Raw genomic sequence first — 20855 nt, 5'->3', positions numbered from 1 at the left:
GTCCCTCACCCGGCCTTTTCCAGCCGCTTCGCCTCGATCTGGCCGATGGCGTCCACCACCGCGTCGAAGGTCAGCATGGTGGAGGCATGGCGGGCCTTGTAGTCCTTGACGGGCCTCAGGAACCGCATGTCCTCGAAGCGGCCGTCCGGCCCCTCGCCGTCTGCCTTCAGCATGGCGAGCATTTTTTCGCGCGCCGCGCGGATTTCCGCCGCCGTCGCGCCGATGACATGGCGCGCCATGATCGAGGACGAGGCCTGGCCGAGCGCGCAGGCCTTCACCTCATGGGCGAAATCCGTGACCCGGTCGCCGTCGAGCTTCAGGTAGACCCTGACGCGCGAGCCGCACAGCTTGGAATGGGCGCCCGCCTCGCCGTCGGCGTCGGCCAGCGTGCCGATGCGCGGGATGTTGCCGGCGAATTCGAGGATACGGCTGTTGTAGATATCGTCCATCATGGTCCCGTTTTCCGCATTTTTTGCGGAATCTTCAATGATCCGAGGAGATTATTCCGGCCGCGTCGGTAAAAAAGCACGGCGTGTCGTCTCAAGCCTCTTCGCAGGCCTTGCTCGATACTATATGATAACTCGTATTGGGGTGAGCGTTTTGCAAGACGCAAGCAATTCCGGGAAACGCGCGAAGCGGTTTTCCGTCCGGAATTGCGTAGGGCAAAAAGCAGATCGTTCACCTGTTGTTTGGGAAACCGTGCCGGACGGTCAGCGCACTGAGAAGCGAAGACCTGAAAGCCCCGGAGCCCGCCAACGGAACCCAAGCCTGCAGGGTTAGGCGAATGGCCAGTGGCGAGTCCGATAAACACGTCAGGTAACCTGCAGAAAGGTCAATGGGTCCATGGACGCCATAGTCACCAATTTTCCGCGTATCGACGATCCGTCGGGCCGTCCTTCGCAGAAGGAAGCCGAGGATGCCGTCCGCGTCCTGTTGCGCTGGGCGGGCGACGATCCGGCGCGCGAGGGGCTGCTCGATACCCCGGCCCGCGTCGCAAAATCCTATCGCGAACTTTTCTCCGGCTATGACCTTGCCGCCGAGGACGTCCTCGGCCGCACCTTCGAGGAGGTCGCCGGCTACGACGACATGGTGCTGGTGAAGGACATCCCGTTCTTCTCGCATTGCGAACACCACATGGTGCCGATCATCGGCAAGGCGCATGTCGCCTATCTGCCGAACGGCCGCGTGCTGGGCCTGTCCAAGATCGCCCGCGTGGTGGAGATCTACGGCCGCCGCCTGCAGACGCAGGAGACGATGACGGCGCAGATCGCCAAGTCGATCGACGAGACGCTGAACCCGCGCGGCGTCGCCGTGATGATCGAGGCCGAGCATATGTGCATGGCGATGCGCGGCATCCAGAAACAGGGCTCGACAACGCTCACCACCACCTTTACCGGTGCCTTCAAGACCGAGCCGACCGAACAGGTCCGGTTCATGACGATGATCCGGAGCTAGGCGAGGACCGGCTCCCTTGCGACGGAGCCGACCGCCATGCCGATCACCTTCCAAAGCCCCTCCAAGGACAAGGCCGAGCTCGAAACGGGCACGGCCTTCACGCCGCGCTTCGACGAGCACGGCCTGGTGACCGCCGTGGTGACGGATGCGAAGGGCGGCGAACTGCTGATGGTCGCCCACATGACCGCCGAGGCGCTGGCGCTGACCGTCGAGACGGGCATCGCGCATTACTGGAGCCGCTCGCGCAAGGCGCTGTGGAAGAAGGGCGAGACGTCGGGCAACCTGCAGACCGTCGTGGAGCTGCGCACGGATTGCGATCAGGACGCCGTGTGGCTGAAGGTATCGGTCGCCGGCCACGACGCGACCTGCCACACCGGCCGCCGCTCCTGCTTCTACCGCACCGTCTCGAACGGCCCCGACGGCGCCGTGCTGACGGTCACCGGCGGCGCGCCGCACTTCGACCCCGCGGCGGTCTACGGGAAAAATTAAGCATCCCGGCGAATTCCGTCCGGTTTCGGCACGGATTCATCAATTGGCAACCGGTGCCGACGCCTAATGTCCCCCATGGCGGCCCCTACCCCCGCCATCGGATCAGGACATGGAACCCCATCGCTCTCGTGCGTCACGACCGGTTTCCAAGACCACCCTCACCGGGGCGACGATCCTGCGGGCAAAAGCCCTTCTCCAGCGACGACCGGACGCACACGGAACGGCCCGCCGGCAGATTCTTTCCGGCAAAGTTCCCCGCGTCACAGAGTGCATCTATCCTGTCATCTATTGTGTTGCCGAGGGCGTTGAGGCGCCGGAACCGATTGCCTCGCCGCGAATTCCTCTTGGTAACGGAGGTCCGGAATGTTGAACTGGAGTTTCAATCGTAGTCTCGTAACGGCGGATGCATCCGACCCCGGCGGCCCTTCCATGAATGACATGTCCCATATTCCCGCGCCGGCCGCGCCGCGCAAATCGAAGATCGCGCTGGCGCTGGGTGGCGGTGCCGCCCGCGGCTGGGCCCATATCGGCGTGCTGCGGGCGCTGGACGAGGAAGGCATCGAGGTGTCGATGATCGCCGGCACCTCCATCGGCGCGCTGGTCGGCGGCTGTTATCTCGCCGGCAAGCTGGACGAGCTGGAGGCTTTCGCCCGTTCGCTGACCATGCGACGCATCGCCAGCCTCCTCGACTTCACCATTCGCGGCTCCGGTCTCTTCGGCGGCATGCGGCTGACCAGACGCATGCAGGAGCATCTGGAGAACCTGTCGATCGAAAGCCTCGACCGCCCCTTCGTCGCGGTCGCCACCGAGGTCAACAGCGGCCACGAGGTGTGGATCAACAGCGGTTCGCTGATCACCGCCATCCGCGCCTCCTATGCCCTGCCCGGTATCTTCGAGCCGATCAAGTGCAACAACCGCACGCTGGTCGACGGGGCGCTGGTCAATCCGGTGCCGGTGTCGGTCTGTCGGGCCAACGAGGAGCCGCTGGTCGTCGCCGTCAACCTCAACTACGACCTCTACGGCCGCTCGGCGGTGATCAAGCACAGCGCCAGCGAACAGAAGATCGACGAACCGAAACAGGAGGACAGCGCCGCCCGGCTCGGCCTGACGAGCGTCATGGTGCAGTCCTTCAACATCATCCAGGATCGCATTTCCCGCGCGCGCCTTGCCGGCGACCCGCCGGATCTCGCGCTGCATCCAAAACTTTCGGATATCGGCCTGTCGGAGTTCCACCGCGCCGGCGAAGCGATCGATCGCGGCTATCTGGAAGCCAAGACCCGCATCACCGAGATCAAGCGCATGCAGGAGGTCGTGCTGATGCGCTGAGGAAGGGCTTGCATTTCAAATGCCGGAGCGGGCGGAGCGAGGCATCGTTCCGCCCGAAACCGTTCGGGTAACGGTCGTCAGCCGGCGATATAGGCCTTGATGGCATCCGCCTCGTGCTGGATCGCCCGGATATGGGATTTCACCACGTCGCCGATCGAGATGATACCGACGAGCCGGCCGTCCTTTTCCACCGGGATATGGCGGGCGCGCAGCGTGCTCATCATTTCCATGAGTTCGTCGACGGTCTGGCTTTCGCCGCAACGATGGACATTGCCCCACATGATGGAGGAAATGGGTTTGTCCAGGCATTCGGCCCCGTTGCGGGCGACGGCGGCCACGATGTCGCGCTCGGTCGCAATGCCGGCGATGCGGTCGTTGCGGTCGAGGATAACGATGGCGCCGATATGGTTTTCATGCAGGTAGACGGCAGCCTGCCTGACGGTGAGCTGCGGGCCGCCGGTTACGACGTTGCGGCCTTTTTCGTCCAGTATCGTCTTTACATACATGCGTACCTCCCGTGTGCATCATGACGCAGAGAGGCGGGACACCCGCGCAGGGATGCCCTGCCAGTACCGGCGGCATCCGCTTCCTCCTGCGAAATGCCGCTTGCGTTCCGGTGTGCATGTGCGAACCGGAACACATCCATGGTGCGCCACGAAAGAGGCGATTGCAAGACCGCTAATGGACTATCGTTAATCCCGGCGGCTTTCCGGCGCGCCGACGTCGAACAGAGGGAAGAAGAGGAAGCCGAACAGGAAGCCGCCGATATGGGCTTCCCAGGCGATCACGCCGCCGGCGTCCGAGCCGAAGACCTGGCCGAAACCGATCAGGAAATTCGTCAGGAACCAGATGCCGGAAAAGACGAGAACGGAGCGGTTGGACAGGGCCTCCGCTATTGTCAGACGCCTGTTGAGATGGGCGAACTGCCGGCTGATGCGCCCGCTCGGCGAGAAGACGAAGCGCGCCGCCGCCCCCATCAGGCCGGACACGACGCCGGAAGCGCCGACGACGATGATCATCGCCCCCCAGTGCAGCGCGGTGTGGAAGGCGACGGCGGCGACGGCCGAAAGGCACCAGAACAGGAAGAAGCGCGCAAGGCCGATGCGGCGCACCACCGGCGCCCCGAAGGCGACCATCCAGAAGGCGTTGAAGATCAGGTGTTCCCAGCCGCCGTGCAGCAGCGAATAGGTGACCGGCCCCCACAGCCAGCCGAGATCCTGCTCGGCGAAGGGAATGGCATAGCGGCCGGGGATGAAGGCGAAATGCAGGAGCACGAACTCGTCCGCCGGGGCCGAGAGAAGATAGGTGCGGATCCCGTGGATGGCGGTCAGCAGCGCCAGCACCGCCACGAGGCTGCCCGGCAGGTTGAAGGCCGGCTCGCGCCTGCGGATATCCGCGCCGCCACCGCGCATCTCGACGTCTTCGTTGCTCATGACCGGTCCACCAAATTCATAAAATACGAATCGCGCTTATACAGAGAAAAGAAAGGCCGTGCAGCTTGCGCTGACGGCCGGCGCCCCCAATCCCCGGGGCTGAAATCGATGTGCAGTAAACCATTCCCTCATGGAGGGATGCCCGGATGTTCCTCCAGGCCGGCCGCAAGCGCAATCGAAACCGAATGTTAACCTTAACGCCGCGCTGGCACGAAACTCGCTCCTTCCCCCGCAAGACCCCCGTTTGCCCGGCCTTTCGTGCCGGAACGGAACAGAATCGATTGGAAATGAGCATGCAGACGAAGGCCGTCACGGTCCTTTACGATTACTGGACGCGCCAGCGCGGCGATCGCCGCGTCCCGTTGCGGAGCACCATAGAGCCCGCCGACGTCGCGCCCATCCTGCCCGACCTCTTCATCCTGGAAGGCGGCCGGCTGCACGATCCGCGCTTCCGCCTGGCGGGCACGCGTCTGTGCGCCCAGTTCGGCCGCGAACTGAAGGGGGCCGCATTCGACACGCTCTTTGCGCCCGACCAGCGCGCCCGGGTCGCGCAGACCGCGGAGACCGTGATGGCGCATGCCGCGCCCGCCGTCCTGCAGGTCGCGCTCGTCGAGGGCCGGCTGGACACGACGGAGGCCGAGATCGTGCTATTGCCGCTTGCCAGCACGGGCAGGACGGCCGATCGCATCATCGGCGCCTTCGCCCCCCTGCCCGGCCAGCGCCCGCCGCTGAGCGCCTTTCGCTATGCGACGCTCGGCGCGCTTTCGCTCATCGACCCGAGCCGGCCGCACAGCCTTGAGGGCAACCGGCCGGCCATCCCCATGCCGACCTCCGTCATGGCGGTGCGGCCGGCCGGCCTCGGCCAGACGGTGAGCCGCGTGCTGCATCTTCGCATCTTCGAGGGCGGTCGCCCGACTGACGATGCGTGAGGCAAGCGATGCATGCACAACCAAAAACGCCCCTGAGTTGTCCGAACCGGCCCCTTTCGCTGCTTTTCCCTGCCGTGGAAAACCTTCTGTTAACCCCGAAAGACTAAGACTTGGAAAGAGATAGGATCACCAGGCCCGCGCGCACATGTATTCATTCCAGCAAGCATCGCCCGCGGCCCGCAAGCCGCAGCCAGAGCAGCGCAGCTTCCAGCGCGTCTCGGTCAACCTGCCCGGTCGGCTGATGCTGCCCAACCATGACGAATACGACTGCACCGTGCTCGACATGTCGCCGGGCGATGCCAGCTTCGTCTGCGTCGCCCGCCCGCGCATGGGCGAGCGCATCATCGCCTATGTCGACCATCTCGGGCGCATCGAGGGCAGCGTCGCCGTCCTCAACGATACCGGCTTCGCCATCCTCCTCACCGCCACGGACCGCAAGCGCGAAAAACTCGCCGCGCAGCTGACCTGGATCGCCAACAAGCATGAACTGGGCCTGCCGGAAGACCGCCGTCACAACCGCCTGACGCCGCGCAACACCCGCACGGAACTGACGCTCGACGACGGACGGCGCTATCCCTGCCGCATCATCGACCTGTCGCTGTCCGGCGCGGCCGTCGACATCGACGTGCGGCCGGCGCTCGGCACGCCCGTGCAGCTCGGCAGCATGAAGGGCCGCGTCGTGCGCCACTTCCAGGAGGGCGTCGCCGTCGAGTTCTCCTCCGTGCAGTCGAAGGAAGCCCTAACCGCCTTCCTGTAGCGTTCCGGGACAATCCGGCGCCGACCTGTTCCACAAGGGCCCCGCGGGGCCCTTTGCTATGGAATAAATAAACCTCCACCTTCGGTGGAGGACTGGACGCGTTCTACATATTGATTGAGAGACCTCCGCGCTTGGACCGTTGGATTGGCTGAGACATAGAACGGAGGTTTTATGGACGTACGATCGCAATCACACGCGACGTGGGACTGCAAATACCATGTGGTCTTCGCGAGCAAGTACCGAACGAAACGCCTTTACGGGGACGTAAGGCGTGAGTTGGGTGAGTTGCTGCATACTCTTGCCCGACAAAAAGGCTGCGAAATCCAGGAAGGGCATCTGATGCCAGACCATGTGCATATGCTGATCTCGATCCCACCGAAATTCTCGGTGGCGCACATAGTCGGCTTTTTGAAGGGCAAGACCGCGCTTTACGTTGCCAACAAATATGCCCGCAAGCGGCGCTACAAGGGCTATCACTTTTGGGCGCGAGGGTATTTCGTCTCTACGGCTGGCTATGATGAGCAGGTCGTCAGACGTTATATCCGTAATCAGGAAAAGGCCGACAAAGCTTCCGACTTTGCCGACCTCTTTAATCGTAGCTACTAACTTATCGCAAAACCGCTTCTAGCGGTTCAAGCGCAGCGTTTCAAACCTCCACCTCTGGTGGAGGTCATGACTTGTTTCAGGACGGCACAATGCCGCCCGCGCGGAAAAAATAATCGCAAAAACTTTTTGTGGCCGCGCGAGGCGTTTTTTCGCCGTTGGCGATACCCGCCGGACTTTCCCAGCCTCCGCATGACCTCGCGCCTAGAGCTTCCCGCATCCTCCCGGCATGTCCCGGCCGCCGATTCCCCGTCGGCAAGATCGAGTGAAATTGCAAAATATCATTATGAGGCAGCATCTTAGCCGAGAGGCGGCCGCTATGGCGGCAGCCCGTTTCCATTCAAATTTTAATCAAATACCGCTCAAATACAGATCAAAACAATTTCGAATTTTATTCTTGTTTTATACTTATGTGATCTTGATTTGAACTAAGTTATACTACGGCTTTTCGCGCAAGCTCAAAACATAGCTGTCATTGTCGCCTCATCGAACGGGGACAGACACAATGACAAAAGCGATCAAGACAGGGACGTTTGCATTCCTCTTCTCTCTCGCCGCCGCCGGGGCCGCGATGGCCCTGCCCGCCAACATTCCCTTGGCCGGCGCGACCAACCAGCCCATCGGGCACTATGAATTCTGCAAGCGGTACAGCGACGAATGCAGGGCGACCGGCAAGGATGCCGGCCCGCTCAAGCTGTCGCAGGAAAACTGGAAGACGATCCTCAACGTCAACTACACGGCGAACACCGAGTTCATGCCGCTGACGGACATGGAGATCTACGGCGTCGAGGAGCAGTGGACCTATCCCGCCGGCGCGGCGGATTGCGAGGACTACGTGCTCATCAAGCGCAAGCGGCTGATGGAGGCGGGCATCGCGCCCTCCAACCTTCTCATCACCGTCGTGCTGCAGCCGAACGGCGAAGGCCATGCCGTGCTGACCGTGCGCACCGACCGCGGCGACTTCGTGCTCGACAACATGCGCAACAAGGTCCTGCTCTGGTCGCAGACCGAATACCGCTACCTGAAGCGCCAGTCCTCGGTGAATGCCGGCAAGTGGGTCAAGCTCCAGGACGGTCGTGCCGACGCCGTCGGTAGCGTCAAGTAGCAACCGGTCGCCGCAAGGCGCCGCATGACGAGATTGCCCGGCGCAGCCGCCGGGCGCGAAAAAGGGCCCGGTCAGTCCCCCAATCCCCGTCCCGACCATGGCCCTGCGGCCGGTTCTGCTGTCCCGGAACCGGCCGCGCTCTATTTCGCCCGCTGCTCCGCCCGCGTTTTGAGCGGGCTTGCGCCGAAATGATTGCGAAAGGCGCGCGAGAAGGCCGACAGGCTGTCGAAGCCGCTGCGCAGCGCCACCTCCTGGATCGAGAGCGACGTATCGCGCACCAGCCGCTGGGCGGCCGTCAGGCGCAGGCGCAGGTAGTATTTTCCCGGCCCGATGCCGAGCCCCGCGGCAAACAGCGTCTCCAGCCTGCGCGTGGAAAAGCCGAGCCGCCGGGCGAGCGCGGCAATGGTCAGCGGCCGGTCGATGGTGCGCTCCATCAGGCGGATCGCCGCCGCGAGATCCGGCTGGTGCTCGCCCAGCCGGCCGAGCGAGACGAGCGGCTGCGCATCCGTCGCCGCATGGGTCTCGTCATAGACGAAGATGCTCGCCACATCGAGCGCCACCGCCGAGCCGAAGCGCGCGCGCACCAGATGCAGCATCATGTCGAAGGTCGGCGAGGCGCCGCCGGAGGTCCACAGCGGCCCGTCGGTGACGAACCGGTCGGCCCTGACATTGAGAGCCGGAAAGGCGGCGGCGAAATCCTCCAGTTCCTCCCAGTGGGCCGTCGCGTCGCGCCCGTCGAGCAGGCCGGAACGGGCCAGCAGCCAGCAGCCCGATTCGATGCCGGCCACCACGTCGAACCGGCGCGCCACCTTCTTGAGCCGCGAGACGAAGGCCCGGTCCGCATGGCGGTCCTGGTTGAAACCGGCGATGACGAGCAGCGCGTCGCCGCTCGTCACGTCGGCAAAGGCGCCGTCCACGCCGATCTCCACGCCGCAGGTCAGAAGCACCGGCCTGCCGAGCGGCGACAGGATCGTCCAGCGGAAGACCGGCTCCGGCACGACGCGGTTTGCCGCGCGCATCGGGTCCAGTGCCGAGGCGAGCGACATGATCGAGGATTCGGGCAGAAGGACGATGGTGATGTCGAGCGGGCCCTGCCGCGGCGCTTTCTTGCTCATGTGGAAATTGTCAAAAAATATGCGGATTCTGTCAATCGAGAAAATCCCGTTCGGGCATGATCGGCGGCACAGGAGATCTGGAGATGCAGCCGGATCATGGTGAGAACCCCTGTACCCCGAACACCCTGATCCGCATTTTACCGGAACGGGTTGGCGAGCCGACAAGGCGGACCAGCCCGTTTTTTTTGCCCTTTGCCCCCGCATCGCGGCGCGCCTTCGTGGTCGGAGGGAACCTCCCCGCTCCTGCGGCGTTCTCTAGTCGGAAAAGCAGGAAAGGTTTTTGCCATGTTCAATTTCAAGACTGGTCTTGCCGCGGGCGCGCTCTCCCTGGCGCTCGCGCTGACCTCCGTCATCCCGGCCCAGGCCGTGACCTTCGCAAGGGTGCCCGTGCCGGAGGCCTCCGCGGTCGAGAAAGTACAGTACCGCTCTGATCGCCGCGACCGTCGCGATCGCTATGAACGGCGCACCGACCGCCGCTGGCATGGCCATCGCGGCTCAAGGGACTATCGCCCGGGTTATCGCCGCCATTCGGACGGCTGGTGGTATCCGCTTGCCGCCTTCGGCCTCGGCGCCGCCATCGGCGGCGCCATAGCCAACCAACCGCAGGCCGGCAGTGGATCCCACACGAGCTGGTGCGCCAACCGCTACCGCTCCTACAGGGCCTATGACAACACGTTCCAGCCCTATAACGGCCCGCGCCAGCAGTGCGTGTCGCCCTACTCGTAAAGGCGGCCGGATGCGCAAAAGGCGCCCCTTTCGGGGCGCCTTTCGTGTTTCTCGCGGGTCGCTGCGGGCTTACTTCGGCAGCTGGTCGTCGACGCCGGCGATGTAGAAGTTCATGCCGAGCAGCGTGCCGTCGTCGGAGACGGCGCCGTCCGCCAGCCAGTCCGAACCGTCCTGCTTCTTGATCGGGCCGGTAAAGGGGTGCAGTTCGCCGGAGCGGATCCTGGCTTCGGCCTCTTCCGCCAGTTTCTTCACGTCGTCGGGCATGTTGGTGTAGGGCGCCATGGTGAGGATGCCGTCCTTCAGGCCGTCCCAGATCTGGCCGGTCTTCCAGCTGCCGTCCAGAACCGCCTTGGTGCGCTTGATGTAATAGGCGCCCCAGGTGTCGACGATGGCGGTGAGCTGGGTGTTCGGGCCGGCGGCGATCATGTCGGATGCCTGGCCGAAGGCCTTGATGCCGCGCTCGGAGGCGACCTGCATCGGCGCGGTCGTATCCGTGTGCTGCGTCAGGATATCCACGCCCTGGTCGATCAGCGCCTTGGCAGCGTCGGCTTCCTTGCCCGGGTCGAACCAGGTGTTCGCCCAGATGACCTTGACCTTGAAGTCCGGGTTCACCGACTGCGCGCCGTGCACGAAGGCGTTGATGCCCATGACGACTTCCGGGATCGGGAAGGAGGCGATGTAGCCGGCGACGCCCTTTTCCGACATCTTCGCGGCGATCAGGCCCTGGATGTAGCGGCCTTCATAGAAGCGCGAATTGTAGGTCGCGACGTTGTCGGCCGACTTGAAGCCCGTCGCGTGCTCGAACTTCACGTCCGGGAATTTCGCGGCGACCTTCATCGTGGCGTCCATGAAGCCGAACGAGGTGGTGAAGACCAGCGCGCAGCCGGAACGGGCCATGCGCTCGATCGCACGCTCGGCGTCCGGGCCTTCCGGCACGTTTTCGAGGAAGGGCGTTTCGATCTTGTCGCCGAATTCGGCCTGCAGCGCCTGGCGGCCGATATCGTGCGCCTGGGTCCAGCCGCCGTCGGTCTTCGAGCCGACATAGATGAAGCAGATCTTGGTCTTGTCCTGGGCGGCTGCGGCGGCGGCAAAGCCGAGAACGGCCGCCGAGGCTGTAAGAGCGAGAATGATTTTCTTCATTTTATCCTCTGTGGTTATCAGGAGTAGGTTTCCCGTCTTCTTGTTCTTCGTCACCGGTCGGGCACGAACGGCTTTCCAAGCGAGGCAGGCGTGTTGATCAGCGTCATCCGCCGATTGTGCGATATCAGGATTAGTACGATAACGGTGGCCGCGTAGGGAAGAGCCGACAGGAACTGCGAGGGGATGCCGAGGCCGAGCGCCTGGGCATGCAACTGGCTGATCGAGACCGCGCCGAAGAGGTAGCCGCCCGCCAGCAGCCGCCAGGGCCGCCAGGAGGCGAAGACGACGAGCGCGAGCGCGATCCAGCCGCGCCCGGCGGACATGTTCTCCACCCATTGCGGCGTGTAGACCAGCGAGAGCTGGGCGCCGGCAAGTCCCGCGCAGGCGCCGCCGAACATGACGGCGAGATAGCGCGTGCGGATGACGTGGATGCCGAGGGCATGGGCCGAGGCATGGCTGTCGCCGATCGCCCGAACCTTCAGGCCCGCGCGGCTGCGGAACAGGAACCAGTTGACGCCGAAGACGAGCGCGATCGACAGGTAGAAGATGATGTCCTGACTGAAGAGCAGCGGCCCGAGGAACGGAATGTCCGACAAGAGCGGGATGGCGATCGGCTGGAGCTTTATGCCCGACATGCCGACATAGGGCTCGCCGATCTGGCCGGAAATGCCGAGGCCGAGGATGGTCAGCGCAAGGCCGGTCGCCACCTGGTTGGCGACGAGCGTCAGCGTCAGGAAACCGAAGAGCAGCGAGAACAGCGCGCCGCAGGCGATGCCGGCGAGAACGCCGATATAGGGCGAACCGGTCGCCTGCGTCGCCGCGAAGGCCAGCACGGCCCCCATCACCATCATGCCCTCGACGCCGAGATTGAGCACGCCGGCCCGCTCGCTGACGAGTTCGCCGAGGGAAGCCAGCACCAGCGGCGTCGCCGCGGTGATGACGGTCAGGAGGATCGCTTCGACGATACCCATCAGTGCGCTCCGCCTTCGCTGGTCGGGTTGAACCGCGAGAAGACCAGCCTGATCTTGTATTGGATGAGCGTGTCGCAGGACAGCACGAAGAACAGGAGCAGCCCCTGGAAGACGCGCGTCACCTTGTCGGAGACGCTGAGCGTCAGTTGCACCGCCTCGCCGCCGACATAGGTGAGCGCCAGGAACAGGCCGGCGGCGATGATGCCGAGCGGATTGAGGCGGCCGAGGAAGGCGACGATGATCGCGGTGAAGCCGTAGCCGGGCGAGATGATCGGCTGCAATTTGCCGATCGTGCCGCTGACTTCGGAAATGCCGGCAAGGCCGGCGAGCGCGCCGGACAGCAGCATCGAGAACCAGATCATGCGCTTCGACGAGAAGCCGGCGAAGCGCCCTGCCCGCTCCGACTGGCCGAGCACGGTGATCTCGAACCCCTTCAGCGTGTAGCGCATCATGATCCACAGGCCGACGGCCGCGAGAACGGCGAAGGCGAAGCCGAGATTGGCCCTGCCCGACGCGACGAGCTCGGGAAGGATCGCTTCCGGCGCGAAATCGCGCGTCACGGGGAAATTGTAGGCGTCCGGGCTGCGCCAGGGGCCGCGCACCAGCCAGTCGAGGAAGAGCTGGGCGATATAGACCAGCATCAGGCTCGTCAGGATCTCGTTGGTGTTCATATGCGCCTTGAGAAAGGCGGGGACGGCGGCATAGAGCGCGCCGCCGATCATGCCGAAGACCAGCATCAGGGGCAGGACGAGCGAGGAATGCCAGTCATGGAAGACGACGGGCACGATGGCGCCGGCAATGGCGCCCATGATGAACTGGCCCTCGGCGCCGATGTTCCAGTTGTTCGAGCGGTAGCAGATCGAAAGGCCGGCGCCGATGAGGATCAGCGGCGCGGCCTTGATGGCGATCTCGTGCAGCGACCAGATGTCGAGCAGCGGCTCGATGAAGAAGCTGTAGAGCGCGGAGACCGGGTCCTTGCCGATCAGCGCGAACATGATGCCGCCGGCGATCACCGTCAGGCCGAGCGCCAGGAACGGCGAGAGGATGGAATGGAGCGTCGAGGGATTGGCGCGCTTTTCCAGTTCAATGCGCATGGGCCACCTCGCCTTCCGTCTTGCCGTGCATGCCGCCCATCAGGAGGCCGATCTTCTCGCGGGTCATTTCGTGCGCCGGATAGGCATCGGACAGCCGTCCCTCGCTGATGACGGCGATCTCGGTCGCGACTTCGAAGATCTCGTCGAGGTCCTGGCTGATGACCAGCACCGCCGAGCCAGCCCTGGCGAGATCGACCAGCGCCTGGCGGATGCGGCTTGCCGCGCCCGCGTCGACGCCCCAGGTCGGCTGGTTGACGATCAGCACCGCCGGCTGGCGGTCGAGTTCGCGCCCGACGATGTATTTCTGCAGGTTGCCGCCGGAGAGCGATCCGGCCGCCGGGTTCTCGCCGCTCTTGCGCACGTCCATCGTCTCGGAGATGCGCCTGGAGGCGATGCGCACGACCGCATGGCGTATGACGCCGAGCACGCCGCCGGCAAGGAACGCCTTGCGGTCGGACTGGTTGCGCGCCAGGACGAGATTGTCGGAGAGCGGCAGGGCCGGCACGGCGGCATGGCCGTGGCGCTCCTCCGGCACGAAGCCGGCGCCCATCAGCCGGCGCGCCGTGATGCCGAGATTGCCGGCCGCCTTGCCGCGGATGGAGACGGCGGCGGCTTCCGGCACCGGATATTCGCCGGACAGCGCATCGAACAATTCGCCCTGGCCGTTGCCGGCGACGCCCGCGATGGCCAAAACCTCGCCGCCGCGCACCTTCAGACAGACATCCTTCAGCGCCACGGCAAAGGGCGTGCGCGACGCCACGCTGAGATGCCGCGCTTCGAGCAGCACGTCGCCCTTCGTGTTGGTGCCGGCCGCCGTCACCGAGGCGACGTCGCTGCCGACCATCATGCGCGCCAGCGAGGCCGGCGTCTCCCGGCGCGGATCGCAGGCGCCCGTCACCTTGCCGTGGCGCAGCACCGTGGCGCGGTCGCAGATGCGCTGCACCTCTTCCAGGCGGTGGCTGATATAGAGCACCGAACGCCCCTCGGCCTTCAGCTTGGCCAGCGTCTCGAACAGCCGGTCGGCCTCCTGCGGCGTCAGCACCGAGGTCGGCTCGTCGAGGATGATGAGCTCCGGGTTCTGCAGAAGCGCGCGCACGATCTCGATGCGCTGGCGCTCGCCGACGGAAAGGTCGGCGACATGCGCCTTCGGATCGAGCGGCAGGCCGTAGAGATGGGAGAGGCGCGAGGCCTCCTCCGCCACCCTGGAAAGCGAGATGCCGGGGCTCAGCGACAGCGCGATGTTTTCCGCGACCGTCAGCGCCTCGAACAGCGAAAAATGCTGGAAGACCATGCCGATGCCGAGCCGGCGCGCGGCGCCCGGGCTTGGTATGCGCACGGGCTCGCCCTTCCACAGGATCTGCCCGCCGCTCGGCGCCAGCACGCCGAAGAGCATCTTGACGAGGGTGGATTTGCCCGCGCCGTTCTCGCCCAGCAGGGCGTGGATTTCGCCGGGCTGGATATCGAGATCGATGGCGTTACACGCGGCAAACGAACCGAATAGCTTTGTCAGGCTGCGGACAGCCAGCAACGGGCTGCCCCCGGACGCTCCAACGGCTGACACTCTTCCCCTCTTTCCTGTAACCCAGTCCTGCCGTCCGTTCGGATCGTGTCAGGGAATGAGCAACGTCGTTCCGCTTGTTTTTCTTGCTTCCAGATCCGTGTGCGCGCGTCCCGCCTCCGCCAACGGATAGGTCTGATGAATATTGATACGCACTTTGTTGCTTTGCACAACATCAAAGAGCGAGTTTGCACATGCATCCAGCGCCGCGCGGGTCGCGATATAGGTGAAGAGCGTCGGGCGCGTGGCGTAGAGCGAGCCCTTCTGCGAGAGCAGGCCGACGTTGAAGGCCTCGACCGGGCCGGAGGAATTGCCGAAGCTGACGAAGAGGCCGCGCGGCTTCAGGCAGTCCAGCGACTGCGGGAAAGTATCCTTGCCGACGGAATCGTAGACGACGTCGACGCCTGCCCCGCCCGTCAGGTCGCGCACCCGGGCGACGAAGTCCTCCTTGCTGTAGTCGATGACGTGGTCGTAGCCGTTGGCGAGCGCCAGGTCGATCTTGGCCTGCGAACCCGCCGTGCCGATGACCGTCGCGCCGAGCGCCTTCGCCCATTGCCCGGCAATCAGCCCGACGCCGCCGGCGGCGGCATGGAACAGCAGCACCGTGCCCGGCTTCACCTCAAAGGTCTGGAGCAGCAAGTATTGCGCCGTCATGCCCTTCAGCATCATGGCTGCCGCCGTTTCCAGCGAGATGCCGTCCGGCACCTTGACGAGATGTCGCGTCGCGACGTTGCGTTCGGCCGCATAGGCGCCGTCCGACGACGCATAGGCGACGCGGTCGCCGACGGCGAAATCCGTCACGCCCTCACCGAGCGCGGTGACCGTGCCGGCGCCTTCCTTGCCGGGAATGAACGGCGGATCGGCCTTGTAGAGGCCGGTGCGGAAATAGACGTCGATGAAATTGAGCCCGACGGCCGCCTGCCTGATCTGCACTTCGCCCGGGCCCGGCGCGGAAAGCGGCACGTCCTCCAGCTTCAACACTTCCGGTCCGCCGAGACTGCGGACGACGATCGCCTTGGTCATCGAAAATCCTCCCGATTGTTGTTTCTACCGGCCGAGATTGGGGAAAACCTGTAGCACGGCCCCGACGACATAGAGATAGACCCCCGTCGCCACCACGCCCCAGACCACCCAGGCCGGCGTATCGAAATGCAGGAGCAGCGCATAGCCGCCGAGCAGCGCCCAGAGGAAGAAGACCGTAAGGTTCAACGCCCGCAGCCGCTGGACGCGCACCGGATGCAGGAAGTTGATCGGCATGAAGGTGAGGAGGACGGAGACGAAGACGATGATCGACGCCGTCAGTTCGCTCGCCTGGATGACGAACAGCGTGAACACCACCATGTTCCAGACGACGGGAAAGCCGGAGAAGAAATATTCGTCCGTCTTCATGCCCATGTCGGCATAGTAGATGGCGCTCGAAACGACGATCGCCCCTGCCGCCACGAAGGACCACGGCACGCCGATCATGCCGCTCTGGTAGAGCGCGAAGGCCGGCAGCAGCACATAGGTCACATAGTCGATGACGTTGTCCAGCGTATCGCCGGACCAGTTCGGCAGCACTTCCTTGACCCGCACTTTCCGCGCGATCGGGCCGTCGATGCCATCGACCAGCAATGCCAGGCCGAGCCACCAGAACATGTCGACGAAGCGATGCTCGGCCGCGGCCACCACGCCGAGAAAGGCAAGGAACGAGCCCGACGCCGTCAGGATATGAACGGAAAAGGCACGAATCTCCGCGTAGGGTACGCGTTTGTAGTTGAAAAACTTCATAGCCCTTCGCGGTTCCATTCCCCGGGGTTTCGTCGGCGACACGCCGGCAGCCCTCTTACGCGGTCACTGCCCGTAATATGCATTGATTGCCGGGCATCGCCAGTGCAAATCGGAGGCTTGGCGGGCGGCCTGGCGCCCTGCGCCGATTCATCCCATGGAAATTGCCTCTTTGCCGGCCTAGATTCTGCCGGTAGAAGCATCCCGAACCTGTGGGTAACGCTTGCCGCTTCGGAGGTCGGTCATGAGACAGTTCGATATCGCGATCGTCGGCGCCGGCCTTGCCGGCAGCCTTGCGGCCTTGGCGCTCGCCGATTCGGGCGCGCGCGTCGCGCTGGTCGCCCCGCCCGCCCGCGCAGGCGACGGCCGCACGACGGCCCTGATGGACCAGTCCATCGCCTTCCTGAAGACGCTCGGCCTGTGGGAGGAGATCGCCCGCCATGCCGCGCCGCTTGCAACCATGCAGATCCTCGACGGCACCGCCCGCCTGCTGCGCGCCCCGCCCGTCGCCTTCCGCTCCGGCGAGGTCGGGCTGGAAGCCTTCGGCTACAATATCCCGAACGCGCCCTTCCTTGCGGTGCTCGACGCCCGCATTGCGGCGACCGGCAATATCGAGCGGATCGAGGGCGGCGTGACCGTCGCCAATGCCTTCGAAGAGCATGTCGAACTGACGCTCGAAGACGGCCAGCGGGTTGTCGCCGGCCTCGTCGTCGGCGCGGACGGCCGCAAATCGAAGATCCGCGACAGCGCGAGCATCGGCGTCAGGGCCTGGTCCTATCCGCAGGCCGCCCTCGTGCTCAATTTCGCGCACGAACGCCCGCACGGCAATGTCTCGACGGAGTTCCACACGGAAAGCGGCCCCTTCACGCAGGTTCCCCTGCCCGGCAACCGCTCCAGCCTCGTCTGGGTGCTGCCGCCGAAGGAGGCCGCGCGCCTCAAGGAACTCTCCGCCGCCGATCTCGGCCGCGCGGTCGAGGTGCGCATGCAATCCATGCTCGGCAAGGTCACCGTCGATGGCCCGGTGCAGAGCTTCCCGCTCTCCGGCATGACGGCCGAACGGTTCGGCAAGGGGCGCATCGTGCTCGTCGGCGAGGCCGCCCATGCCTTCCCGCCCATCGGCGCGCAGGGCCTCAATCTCAGCCTGCGCGACATCATGGCGCTGAAGGACCTGCTTGAGGGCGCGACGCCGGCGGGCCACGCCGGGATCGGCGAGCGCTTCGACCGCAAGCGGCAGGCGGACATCCGCTCGCGCACGCTCAGCGTCGACCTGCTCAACCGCTCGCTGCTCTCCGATTTCCTGCCCGTGCAGTTCCTGCGCTCGGCCGGCCTGCACCTGCTCTCCGCGCTCGGCCCGCTGCGCAGCATCGTCATGCGCGAGGGCATCGAGCCGCTTGGCTCGCTGAAGGCCTTTCGCGACGGCCTACGGGAACGGGTCGCCCGCAAGCAGGCCTGACTTGATGAGATAGAGCAGGACCGTCACCGTGGCGACGGACAGCACCGTCGTGACGAGGATGGTCGCCGAGGCCCGTTCCTGCCACACGCCGTATTGCTGGCCGATGACGAAGACGTTCGTCGCCGTCGGCAGGGCCGCGAGCAGGACGGCCGTGAAGACCCAGACCGGATCGAAATTGCCGGCAAGCCCGAGGATCAGATACATGGCGACCGGCAGCAGCAGGAGTTTTGCCGGCACGATGTAGCCGATCTCCACCGGCACCCGCTTCAGCGGCCGCAGCGCCAGCGTGACGCCCATGGCGAAGAGCGCGCAGGGCGCGGCCGCCTGCGCCAGGTAGTCGATCAGCCTTTGCAGCGGTGCCGGTGGCTCGAAGCCGGCAAAGGCCGCGACGAAGCCCGCCGCCGTCGCGATGATGAAGGGATGGGTGACGATCTTGCGCAGCACCCCGGCGGCGATCCTGAGCGCCGGCTGCTTTTCTCCGCCGCCGAGCGCCATCAGCGCCGGCGCGACCGTGAAATGCAGCATGTTCTCGAAGCAGAAGACCAGCGCCACCGGCACGGCCGCCGGCTCGCCGAAGGCGAGCAGCGCCAGCCCCGGCCCCATATAGCCGATATTGCCATAGGCCGCCGCCAGCCCCTGGATCGTCGCCTCGCCGACCGTCGCCCGCCGCAGCCAGAGGCCGATAGCGAAGATCAGGCCGAAGACCAGGTAGGTCGCGCTGATATTGGCAAGGATGAAGTCGACCCGCGTCAGCTGCTCGATCGGCGTCTTGGCGACCAGCTTGAAGAACAGCGCCGGCAGGGCAATGTAGATGATGAAGGTGTTGAGCCAGCCGAGCGCCTCGACCGGCTGGCGCGTGATGCGCGCGACGACATAGCCCAGCAGGATCATGCCGAAGAACGGCAGGACCAGTCCGATGATGTCAGCCATGATGCGCAGCGACTCCGCTTGTCGGGGTAGGATTCCGACCTAGCCGATTTGCGAGAGAATGGGAAACGTTTGCTGGAACCAGATGGCAACAGTGCTGATATAGCCGAAGATGAAGGCAAGGCCCGTGAGAATGAGCAGCACGCCCATCATCTTCTCCACCGTGCCGAGATGGCGGCGGAAGCGCATGAGGAAGCGCATGAAGGCGCCGGAAAAGCCGGCCGCGATCCAGAACGGCACCGCAAGCCCCAGCGAATAGACCGCAAGCAGCACGGCCCCGTCGCCGACCGTCTCGCGCGCCGCGGCGACGCCAAGGATCGCCCCCAGCACAGGCCCGATGCAGGGCGTCCAGCCGAAGGCGAAGGCAAGGCCCATGACATAGGCGCCGGAGGCCGTCGCCGGCTTGCCGCCGCCCTGGAACCGCGCCTCGCGGGCAAAGAGCCCGATCCGCAGCACGCCGAGGAAATGCAGGCCCATCAGGATGATGACGACGCCGCCGATCTGCGCGAGGATGTCGAGATGCCGGCGCAGCACCATGCCGATCGTCGAGGCCCCGGCGCCGAGCGCCACGAAGACCGTGGCAAAGCCGAGCGTGAAGCAGACGGCCGCGAGGAGCACGGCCCCGCGCGTCTCGCGCCGCATCGCGACCGCATCCCCGCCCTTGAACTGCTCGACGGAAATGCCCGCCATGTAACACAGATAAGGTGGAACGAGCGGCAGGACGCAGGGCGACAGGAACGAGAGAGCGCCGGCAAGAAGTGCGCTCAGAAGGGAAATATCGGCGATCGACAATGAACTACTCCGCAGCGGCGGTCAGAGGCGGGCCGGCCCGAAACCGGCCGTCCCCGCCCCTCCGGTGGCGCCCCTAGTATCCGCGCAAACCCTCTCCTGCCAATCACCTTTTGGAGAACGCGGCGAAATGCAGCAAAAGCTGTTTTTCGCCGCATTTTCCGGGTTGACCCGGCAAATCCTCCTGCCTATGTTCCGCCCACTTCCGCGGGGCGCCTTCGCACCGCCTGGGAGCGCGTAGCTCAGCCGGTAGAGCAACTGACTTTTAATCAGTAGGTCCAGGGTTCGAATCCCTGCGCGCTCACCAAAAAATCAAGCGAAATCAGCGATTTAACAAGATTGCATTAGCGCTTCACAATGAAACCTGAGATGTGCGTCGCGATTTGTATGTAGGATTGTAAGTATCCGACTCGCGTCAGCGTGCGCCGATCTCCAGCGCCTCGTTGAGTGCGTCGAGCGCGAGCGCCCACGCTTGACCGCACCCGGCGAGATGCGTGTAGATGGCGGCACCGGCCGCTGCCACGGCGGCGTGGTTCTCCACTTCGCTCAAAACGCCACGGCAACCAATCGACAGATAAGCTGCGCCACGCGCCGCCTCCAGCGCGCGGTGGACCGCGAAGACGGCCGGCGACCATTCGCCACCTTCCTGACGCGCTAGCCTGTCCCGCACGCTCTCGCATTTCGTCCACGCCTTGAAGAGGTCTGTCTGGCGCTCCAGTGCGCGGGCGGTGGCCGCCCGGCGCTTCGACCGCGACGACGCGCGTAAAGCGGCCGGTGCGAGGACGCGGATGGCGTGCCATGCGAGGGATACGGCGCGCTCTACCTCCTCCGCCTCGCTGCCGGCGGTGCCGATCAGTCTCGGGGCGACAAGGGCGAGGCGCTGCCGCTCGTCGTCGGGCATGTTGTCGTTCAGGCGGCGGACATAGGCGGCGAGCATGGGGCTCGCGCAGCGCGGGTTGTCGCTATGGGTTTCCCCGGCCAGAAGCGCCGTAAGCTCCATGGCGCAAAGGCCCTCGGCGGGCAGCGCGTGCCGGCCGGCGGTCAGATGGATGGTCATTAAAATCCGAGCCCTTCAGGGTTGCTGTCGGGCTTCAGGGTACTGGCTAGCCACTCGGGCGGCAAGCCTTGGGCATGAGGGGGTGAAGTAATCCACCCGCCAACGGCACGCAGGCCCGGCCTGAGGGACGGCCGAAGACCACTTGCTCGCCGTGTTAATAG

The 20855-nt window shown here is 64.9% G+C and carries 22 protein-coding genes and 1 tRNA gene; 10 read left to right on the top strand and 13 right to left on the bottom strand.

What is annotated here, in order from left to right:
- Window positions 1–5: 5 nt before the first annotated feature.
- Window positions 6–452, bottom strand: coding sequence for an iron-sulfur cluster assembly scaffold protein (locus AB3G45_RS15530; RefSeq protein ID WP_367831429.1), 447 nt, complete (start codon window positions 450–452; stop codon window positions 6–8).
- Between the two features lie 391 nt (window positions 453–843).
- Here AB3G45_RS15530 and folE point away from each other — a divergent pair, with 391 nt between their 5' ends.
- The 3 genes from folE (at window position 844) to AB3G45_RS15515 (ending at window position 3270) form a co-directional block, all read left to right on the top strand.
- The gene (gene folE / locus AB3G45_RS15525) at window positions 844–1455 is read left to right on the top strand and encodes a GTP cyclohydrolase I FolE (RefSeq protein ID WP_367831428.1); all 612 of its coding nucleotides are present in this window, start codon (window positions 844–846) and stop codon (window positions 1453–1455) included.
- 36 nt (window positions 1456–1491) lie between these two features.
- Window positions 1492–1944 carry a phosphoribosyl-AMP cyclohydrolase gene (hisI, locus tag AB3G45_RS15520; protein WP_367831427.1) on the top strand — a complete coding sequence of 151 codons (453 nt, stop codon included), beginning with the start codon at window positions 1492–1494 and terminating at the stop codon, window positions 1942–1944.
- Between the two features lie 363 nt (window positions 1945–2307).
- The gene (locus tag AB3G45_RS15515; protein ID WP_367831426.1) at window positions 2308–3270 is read left to right on the top strand and encodes a patatin-like phospholipase family protein; all 963 of its coding nucleotides are present in this window, start codon (window positions 2308–2310) and stop codon (window positions 3268–3270) included.
- A gap of 77 nt (window positions 3271–3347) precedes the next feature.
- Here the strand turns inward: AB3G45_RS15515 and AB3G45_RS15510 are convergent, their stop codons facing one another.
- Both AB3G45_RS15510 and AB3G45_RS15505 read right to left on the bottom strand, forming a co-directional pair.
- Window positions 3348–3776: a CBS domain-containing protein gene (locus tag AB3G45_RS15510; protein ID WP_367831425.1), complete on the bottom strand. Its 429-nt coding sequence runs from the start codon at window positions 3774–3776 to the stop codon at window positions 3348–3350.
- Between the two features lie 186 nt (window positions 3777–3962).
- Window positions 3963–4703 (bottom strand): rhomboid family intramembrane serine protease, encoded by a 741-nt coding sequence (locus tag AB3G45_RS15505; RefSeq protein ID WP_367831424.1) that lies wholly within the window; start codon window positions 4701–4703, stop codon window positions 3963–3965.
- Between the two features lie 293 nt (window positions 4704–4996).
- Between AB3G45_RS15505 and AB3G45_RS15500 the strand changes: the two genes are divergently transcribed.
- The 4 genes from AB3G45_RS15500 (at window position 4997) to AB3G45_RS15485 (ending at window position 8097) form a co-directional block, all read left to right on the top strand.
- Window positions 4997–5632: a PAS domain-containing protein gene (locus AB3G45_RS15500; RefSeq protein ID WP_367831423.1), complete on the top strand. Its 636-nt coding sequence runs from the start codon at window positions 4997–4999 to the stop codon at window positions 5630–5632.
- A gap of 145 nt (window positions 5633–5777) precedes the next feature.
- A complete protein-coding gene (locus tag AB3G45_RS15495) occupies window positions 5778–6389 on the top strand; it encodes a PilZ domain-containing protein (protein ID WP_367831422.1) in 612 nt (203 codons plus the stop codon).
- A 171-nt stretch (window positions 6390–6560) separates the two neighbouring features.
- A complete protein-coding gene (gene tnpA, locus AB3G45_RS15490) occupies window positions 6561–6995 on the top strand; it encodes an IS200/IS605 family transposase (RefSeq protein ID WP_367831421.1) in 435 nt (144 codons plus the stop codon).
- Between the two features lie 502 nt (window positions 6996–7497).
- A complete protein-coding gene (locus AB3G45_RS15485) occupies window positions 7498–8097 on the top strand; it encodes a transglutaminase-like cysteine peptidase (protein WP_367831420.1) in 600 nt (199 codons plus the stop codon).
- A gap of 140 nt (window positions 8098–8237) precedes the next feature.
- Here AB3G45_RS15485 and AB3G45_RS15480 read toward each other — a convergent pair whose 3' ends face one another.
- The gene (locus tag AB3G45_RS15480; protein WP_367831419.1) at window positions 8238–9212 is read right to left on the bottom strand and encodes a GlxA family transcriptional regulator; all 975 of its coding nucleotides are present in this window, start codon (window positions 9210–9212) and stop codon (window positions 8238–8240) included.
- Between the two features lie 285 nt (window positions 9213–9497).
- On the opposite strand from AB3G45_RS15480, the gene AB3G45_RS15475 reads away from it, so the two are divergent.
- A complete protein-coding gene (locus tag AB3G45_RS15475; protein WP_367831418.1) occupies window positions 9498–9938 on the top strand; it encodes a BA14K family protein in 441 nt (146 codons plus the stop codon).
- 69 nt (window positions 9939–10007) lie between these two features.
- Here the strand turns inward: AB3G45_RS15475 and AB3G45_RS15470 are convergent, their stop codons facing one another.
- From AB3G45_RS15470 to pcsA, 6 genes are read right to left on the bottom strand one after another with little or no spacing between them, the layout of a single operon-like run.
- Window positions 10008–11078 (bottom strand): BMP family ABC transporter substrate-binding protein, encoded by a 1071-nt coding sequence (locus tag AB3G45_RS15470; RefSeq protein ID WP_367831417.1) that lies wholly within the window; start codon window positions 11076–11078, stop codon window positions 10008–10010.
- 50 nt (window positions 11079–11128) lie between these two features.
- Window positions 11129–12049, bottom strand: coding sequence for an ABC transporter permease (locus AB3G45_RS15465; protein ID WP_367831416.1), 921 nt, complete (start codon window positions 12047–12049; stop codon window positions 11129–11131).
- A complete protein-coding gene (locus AB3G45_RS15460) occupies window positions 12049–13143 on the bottom strand; it encodes an ABC transporter permease (protein ID WP_367831415.1) in 1095 nt (364 codons plus the stop codon). Before AB3G45_RS15460 ends, AB3G45_RS15465 begins: the two co-directional genes overlap by 1 nt.
- A complete protein-coding gene (locus AB3G45_RS15455) occupies window positions 13133–14704 on the bottom strand; it encodes an ABC transporter ATP-binding protein (protein ID WP_367831414.1) in 1572 nt (523 codons plus the stop codon). The genes AB3G45_RS15460 and AB3G45_RS15455 overlap by 11 nt, the downstream gene beginning before the upstream one ends.
- 48 nt (window positions 14705–14752) lie before the next feature.
- Complete coding sequence (locus AB3G45_RS15450) at window positions 14753–15724, bottom strand: quinone oxidoreductase (protein ID WP_367831413.1); 972 nt, start codon at window positions 15722–15724, stop codon at window positions 14753–14755.
- Window positions 15725–15748: 24 nt separating this feature from the next.
- Complete coding sequence (gene pcsA / locus AB3G45_RS15445) at window positions 15749–16471, bottom strand: phosphatidylcholine synthase (RefSeq protein ID WP_367831412.1); 723 nt, start codon at window positions 16469–16471, stop codon at window positions 15749–15751.
- A gap of 241 nt (window positions 16472–16712) precedes the next feature.
- On the opposite strand from pcsA, the gene AB3G45_RS15440 reads away from it, so the two are divergent.
- The gene (locus AB3G45_RS15440; RefSeq protein WP_367831411.1) at window positions 16713–17921 is read left to right on the top strand and encodes a UbiH/UbiF family hydroxylase; all 1209 of its coding nucleotides are present in this window, start codon (window positions 16713–16715) and stop codon (window positions 17919–17921) included.
- Here AB3G45_RS15440 and AB3G45_RS15435 read toward each other — a convergent pair.
- Both AB3G45_RS15435 and AB3G45_RS15430 read right to left on the bottom strand, forming a co-directional pair.
- Complete coding sequence (locus tag AB3G45_RS15435) at window positions 17889–18851, bottom strand: AEC family transporter (protein ID WP_367831410.1); 963 nt, start codon at window positions 18849–18851, stop codon at window positions 17889–17891. The genes AB3G45_RS15440 and AB3G45_RS15435 overlap by 33 nt on opposite strands.
- A gap of 39 nt (window positions 18852–18890) precedes the next feature.
- A complete protein-coding gene (locus tag AB3G45_RS15430; RefSeq protein ID WP_367831409.1) occupies window positions 18891–19640 on the bottom strand; it encodes a cytochrome c biogenesis CcdA family protein in 750 nt (249 codons plus the stop codon).
- Window positions 19641–19868: 228 nt separating this feature from the next.
- Here AB3G45_RS15430 and AB3G45_RS15425 point away from each other — a divergent pair.
- A tRNA-Lys gene (locus AB3G45_RS15425) sits at window positions 19869–19944 on the top strand.
- Window positions 19945–20052: 108 nt separating this feature from the next.
- Here the strand turns inward: AB3G45_RS15425 and AB3G45_RS15420 are convergent.
- Complete coding sequence (locus AB3G45_RS15420) at window positions 20053–20694, bottom strand: hypothetical protein (RefSeq protein WP_367831408.1); 642 nt, start codon at window positions 20692–20694, stop codon at window positions 20053–20055.
- Window positions 20695–20855 lie beyond the last annotated feature (161 nt).

The sequence above is a fragment of the Shinella sp. S4-D37 genome, from assembly GCF_040812195.1.
GTDB lineage: Bacteria > Pseudomonadota > Alphaproteobacteria > Rhizobiales > Rhizobiaceae > Shinella.
The sequence above is the reverse complement of the archived record's forward strand: the minus strand, read 5'-3'. Positions and strand labels throughout refer to the sequence as shown.